The organism is Leucobacter sp. M11, assembly GCF_035726885.1.
Taxonomy (GTDB): Bacteria; Actinomycetota; Actinomycetes; order Actinomycetales; family Microbacteriaceae; genus JAPFRB01.
The window spans coordinates 66224-71013 of record NZ_JAPFRB010000005.1 but is presented as its reverse complement, the minus strand read 5'-3'; the positions used below and the strand labels follow the sequence as shown (position 1 = coordinate 71013).

4 protein-coding genes are annotated in these 4790 nt (G+C 70.1%); all 4 read right to left on the bottom strand.

All coding sequences use genetic code 11. The features are described 5' to 3' along the window. The coding region (gene obgE, locus OOT08_RS15580) for a GTPase ObgE (RefSeq protein ID WP_325093758.1) at positions 1–1445 on the bottom strand (1445 nt) is incomplete at its 3' end. A 92-nt stretch (positions 1446–1537) separates the two neighbouring features. Then, positions 1538–1795, bottom strand: coding sequence for a 50S ribosomal protein L27 (gene rpmA / locus OOT08_RS15575; protein WP_325093757.1), 258 nt, complete (start codon positions 1793–1795; stop codon positions 1538–1540). A 41-nt stretch (positions 1796–1836) separates the two neighbouring features. Next, positions 1837–2145: a 50S ribosomal protein L21 gene (rplU, locus tag OOT08_RS15570; RefSeq protein WP_325093756.1), complete on the bottom strand. Its 309-nt coding sequence runs from the start codon at positions 2143–2145 to the stop codon at positions 1837–1839. A 221-nt stretch (positions 2146–2366) separates the two neighbouring features. Beyond that, a partial coding sequence (locus tag OOT08_RS15565; protein WP_325093755.1) for an Rne/Rng family ribonuclease occupies positions 2367–4790 on the bottom strand: 2424 nt, incomplete at its 5' end.

The following is a 4790-nucleotide window of genomic DNA, read 5'->3' as shown; positions in this document are numbered from 1 at the left end:
GTACGCGCGTCCATGAGCTCGGTGTACTCCGAACGGCGCTCCTTGTTGGTGCGGCGGTTGTTCGGCGAGACCCGGTCATCGGTGCCGAGCGGGCCCGTGATGAGCTCCGCGGCGGAGGTGAGCGTGGGCTCCCAGTCGAAGATGACGCCCTGGCCGGGGCCGACCACGACGGTGGATCCGGCGACGGCGCCCGCGCGAACGAGGGCGTCCTCGAGGCCGATCTTGGCGAGGCGGTCCGCGAGGAAGCCGACGGCCTCGTCGTTCGTGAAGTCGGTCTGCTGCACCCAGCGCTCGGGGGTCTTGCCCCGGACGCGGAAGAAGTTGCCGTAGCTGCCGCCCTCGAGCTTCACGGTGAAGGCCGCCTCGTTGACCGCCTTCGGGCGGAGCACGATGCGCTCGGGGGTGGCCTCGTCGGCCAGGCGCTGGGCGCGCTCGGCCTCGACGGTCTCCGCGAGGGCGAACCCGAGCTGCTTGAGGCCGTCCCGGGACACGGTCGAGATGGGGAACACGCGGTAGCCGCGCGACTCCAGCTCGGCGGTCACGAACTCGGCGAGCTCGCGCGCCTCCGGCACGTCGATCTTGTTCAGCGCAATCAGCTGCGGGCGCTCGTGCAGGGGCACCTGTCCCTCGCCGACCGGGTAGGCCTCCAGCTCGCGCAGGATGACCTCGAGGTCGGTGATCGGGTCCCGGTTGGGCTCCAGCGTCGCGCAGTCGAGCACGTGCAGCAGCGCGCTGCACCGCTCGACGTGGCGCAGGAACTCCAGGCCGAGCCCGCGGCCCTCGCTCGCGCCCTCGATCAGGCCGGGCACGTCCGCCATCGTGTAGCGGGTGTCGCCGGACTGGACGACGCCGAGGTTCGGGTGCAGGGTCGTGAAGGGGTAATCCGCGATCTTCGGCTTCGCCGCGCTCATGGCGGCGATCAGGCTGGACTTGCCCGCGGACGGGTAGCCAACGAGGGCAACGTCGGCGACGGTCTTCAGCTCGAGCCAGATGTCCAGCTCCTCGCCCTCGGTGCCCTTCAGCGCGAAGCCGGGAGCCTTGCGCTTCTGGCTCGCGAGGGAGTGGTTGCCGAGGCCGCCGAGGCCGCCCTCGGCGATGACGAGCCGGGTCCCCGGCATCGTCAGGTCCGCGAGGATCTCGTCGTCCGGGCCGTGCACGACCGTGCCGACGGGAACGCGGAGCTCCATGTCGGCGGCGCGGGCACCGTGCTTGTAGTCGCCCTGGCCGAAGAGGCCGCTGTCGGCGCTGCGGTGCGGGCGGCGGTGGAAGTCCAGCAGCGTGGTCTCCTGCGGGTCAGCGATGAGCACGATGTCGCCGCCGTGCCCGCCGTTGCCGCCGTCCGGGCCGGCGAGCGGCTTGAACTTTTCGCGACGGATCGACATGCAACCGTCTCCGCCGTCGCCGGCTTTGAGGTGCACCTGCACTCGATCCACAAACGTGACCACGTTGAAACCCCTTAACTCTGTTGCGCGGAACCGGTGTCCCGCAGAAACGGCAAAGGCGAGCCGAAGCTCGCCCTCACCTGTACCGCAGCTGACTACTCAGCTGCCGCCACAATGTTGACGACCTTGCGGCCGCCCTTTGCACCAAACTCAACCGCGCCGGCCGCGAGGGCGAACAGCGTGTCGTCGCCGCCCTTGCCGACGTTCACGCCGGGGTGGAAGACGGTGCCGCGCTGACGAACGAGGATCTCGCCCGCGTTGACCTGCTGACCGCCGAAGCGCTTCACGCCGAGGCGCTGTGCGTTCGAGTCGCGACCGTTACGAGTGGAACTCGCACCCTTTTTTGTTGCCATGAGTCTGTTCTCCTAAAGTCTCTCTACCGAGTAGCCGGTGGCTACTTGATCCCCGTGATCTTGATCCGGGACAGGTCCTGACGGTGGCCCTGACGGGACTTGTAACCCGTCTTGTTCTTGTACCGCTGGATGACGATCTTGGGGCCGCGAACGTCCTCAAGAACCTCAGCGGTCACGGCCACCTTGGCGAGCGCCGCGGCGTCGCTAGTGATCTTGTCGCCGTCAACGAGGAGGACGGCGGGCAGGGAAACCGTGCCCTTGTCGTCGCCCGTGACGCGGTTAACCGTGAGGATCGTGCCGACCTCAACCTTTTCCTGTCGCCCAGAGGCGCGCACTACTGCGTAAACCAATTGTCAACCTTTTCTCGAGGAAATGTCTTCCACTGCTCTTCGCGGTGGATTCCACGAATGCTGTCTGATGGAGCGGGGCTCTGCCGCCAGAGCCTGCCGCCGAAGCGACTGGCCGAACTCAGGGAGCCCCACAGTGCTGGTGGTCACCGTACGGTTTCACCAACACTCAACTTTATCGCACGCACGGGGTGCGGTCAAATGACCGCGCCCCGTGTCGCGACTCAGTTTTCGGTGAGTTCGGGGCGTTCGCCGCCGCGGATCGCCTGGGTGGAAACCCGTCGACTGCGGTTTCGGCTCTGCCCGGGCGCGGGTGCGTCCGGCAGGGCGTCCAGCACGGAGCCCAGCAGGTCCGTGTCCGCGGGCGACGCCGCGGCGCTGGAGCGACGCCCCCCGCGACGACGCGGCTGCGCCGTCTCCGGGAGCGGCTGCCCCAGCAGTTCGCTGACGGCGAGGAGCGCCGCAGCCTCGGAGTCGCCGACGGGTGCGGCGTCCACGGGTGCGGCGTTCGCGGGCTCCGCAGCGGGGCGGGCCGACTCGCGCGCGGCCTCGGGGGCCGGGGACTGCTCCGCCGGAGCGGCGTCCTCGGTCCCGTTCTCGCGGCCGTTCGACAGGGTCTTCGCCGCCACCTTCGCGAGCATGTCCTTGGCGCCGTCGCTGATGCTGTGCGCCTGCACGGGCGCGGTCACCGGGGCCGCCTGCGGGGAGGAGGCGTTTCCGCCGCCGCCGCCGCTGCGGCGCTTCCGGGACGACCCGCTTGCCTGACCGGACTGACCGGACTGCCCGGACGCGGACTGGCCCTCGCCCCGGTGCTTCACCACGGGGTCGTGGTGCACGATGATGCCGCGGCCGGCGCAGGTCTCGCAGGCCTCGCTGAAGGACTCCAGGAGGCCGAGGCCGAGCTTCTTGCGGGTCATCTGCACGAGGCCGAGCGAGGTGACCTCGGCGACCTGGTGCTTGGTCCGGTCCCGGCTGAGGCACTCGATCATGCGGCGCAGGACGAGATCGCGGTTCGACTCGAGCACCATGTCGATGAAGTCCACGACGATGATGCCGCCGATGTCGCGCAGCCGCAGCTGGCGCACGATCTCCTCCGCGGCCTCCAGGTTGTTCTTGGTGACGGTCTCCTCGAGGTTTCCCCCGGAGCCGACGAACTTTCCGGTGTTGACGTCGACCACGGTCATCGCCTCGGTGCGGTCGATCACGAGCGAGCCGCCGGAGGGCAGCCAGACCTTGCGGTCGAGCGCCTTCGCGATCTGCTCGGTCACCCGGAACTGGTCAAAGAGGTCGCGCTCCCCCGTGTGGGCCTCAACGCGCTCGATCAGATCGGGGGCCACCTGGCTGAGGTAATCGGTGATCGTGCGGTGCGTCTCCTCGCCCGCGATCACGAGCTTCTGGAAGTCCTCGTTGAACACGTCGCGGACGATCTTGATGAGCATGTCGGGCTCGCTGTGCAGCAGCGCCGGGGCGTTGCCGCTCTTCGTCTTCGCCTGGATCGAGTCCCACTGGCGGGTGAGGCGCTGCACATCGAGCGTCAGCTGCTCCTCGGTCGCGCCCTCGGCCGCGGTGCGCACGATCACGCCCGCGCTGTCGGGCAGCACCTCCTTGAGGATCTTCTTGAGGCGCGCCCGCTCGGTGTCGGGGAGCTTCCGGGAGATGCCGTTCATGGAGCCGCCGGGCACGTAGACCAGGAAGCGTCCGGGCAGGGAGACCTGGCTCGTGAGGCGGGCCCCCTTGTGGCCGACCGGGTCCTTGGTGACCTGCACCAGGACGTGGTCGCCGGGCTTCAGCACGTTCTCGATCTTGCGGGCGGTGTTGCCGCCGTCGAGCGCGGACCAGTCGACCTCGCCCGAGTAGAGCACGGCGTTGCGGCCGCGGCCGATGTCGACGAAGGCCGCCTCCATGCTGGGCAGGACGTTCTGCACGCGCCCGAGGTAGACGTTGCCGATCAGCGAGGTCTCGCTGGAGCGGGCGACGTAGTGCTCGACGAGCACCTTGTCCTCCATGACGCCGATCTGGATGCGGTCCGCCTTCGCGCGGACGAGCATCATGCGGTCGACGGACTCGCGGCGCGCGAGGAACTCGGACTCGGTGACCACGACGCGGCGGCGGCCGGCCTCGCGTCCGTCCCGGCGGCGCTGCTTCTTTGCCTCCAGGCGGGTCGAACCCTTGATCTTCTGGGGCTCGGTGATGACGGGGGCGCTGCGCTGGCGGCGCTGCCCCTCGTCGTGAGCGTCACGGTCGCGATCGCGGTCGCGGTCGCGCGCGGCGTCGCGGGGGCCGTCGTGGTCCTCGGCGCGGGCGCGGCCGCGGGTCCGGGTGCGGGTCCGCGAGCTCGCGGGCTCGCGGTCGTCGTGCTCCTCGTCGCGGGGCTGGTCCCGGTAGGCGTCAAAGCCGCGGGGCTCGCGCTGCTGGCGGGGCGGCAGCGGGGGCAGATCGGGGGCGAGGAAGATGAGCCGGGTGCTGGCGCGGAAGCGCTCCTCCGGGGTCATCGGCGCGCTCGGGAGCACCGCGGCGAGCGGGTTCTCGGGCGCGGCGGGCTCGGTCGCCTCCGCGGGCGCGGCGGGCGCATCCTCTTCAGCCGCCGGAACCTGCTCGGTCGAGTCCGCCGGCTTCGTCGGCTCGGAAACCTCAACGGGGGCGGCGGG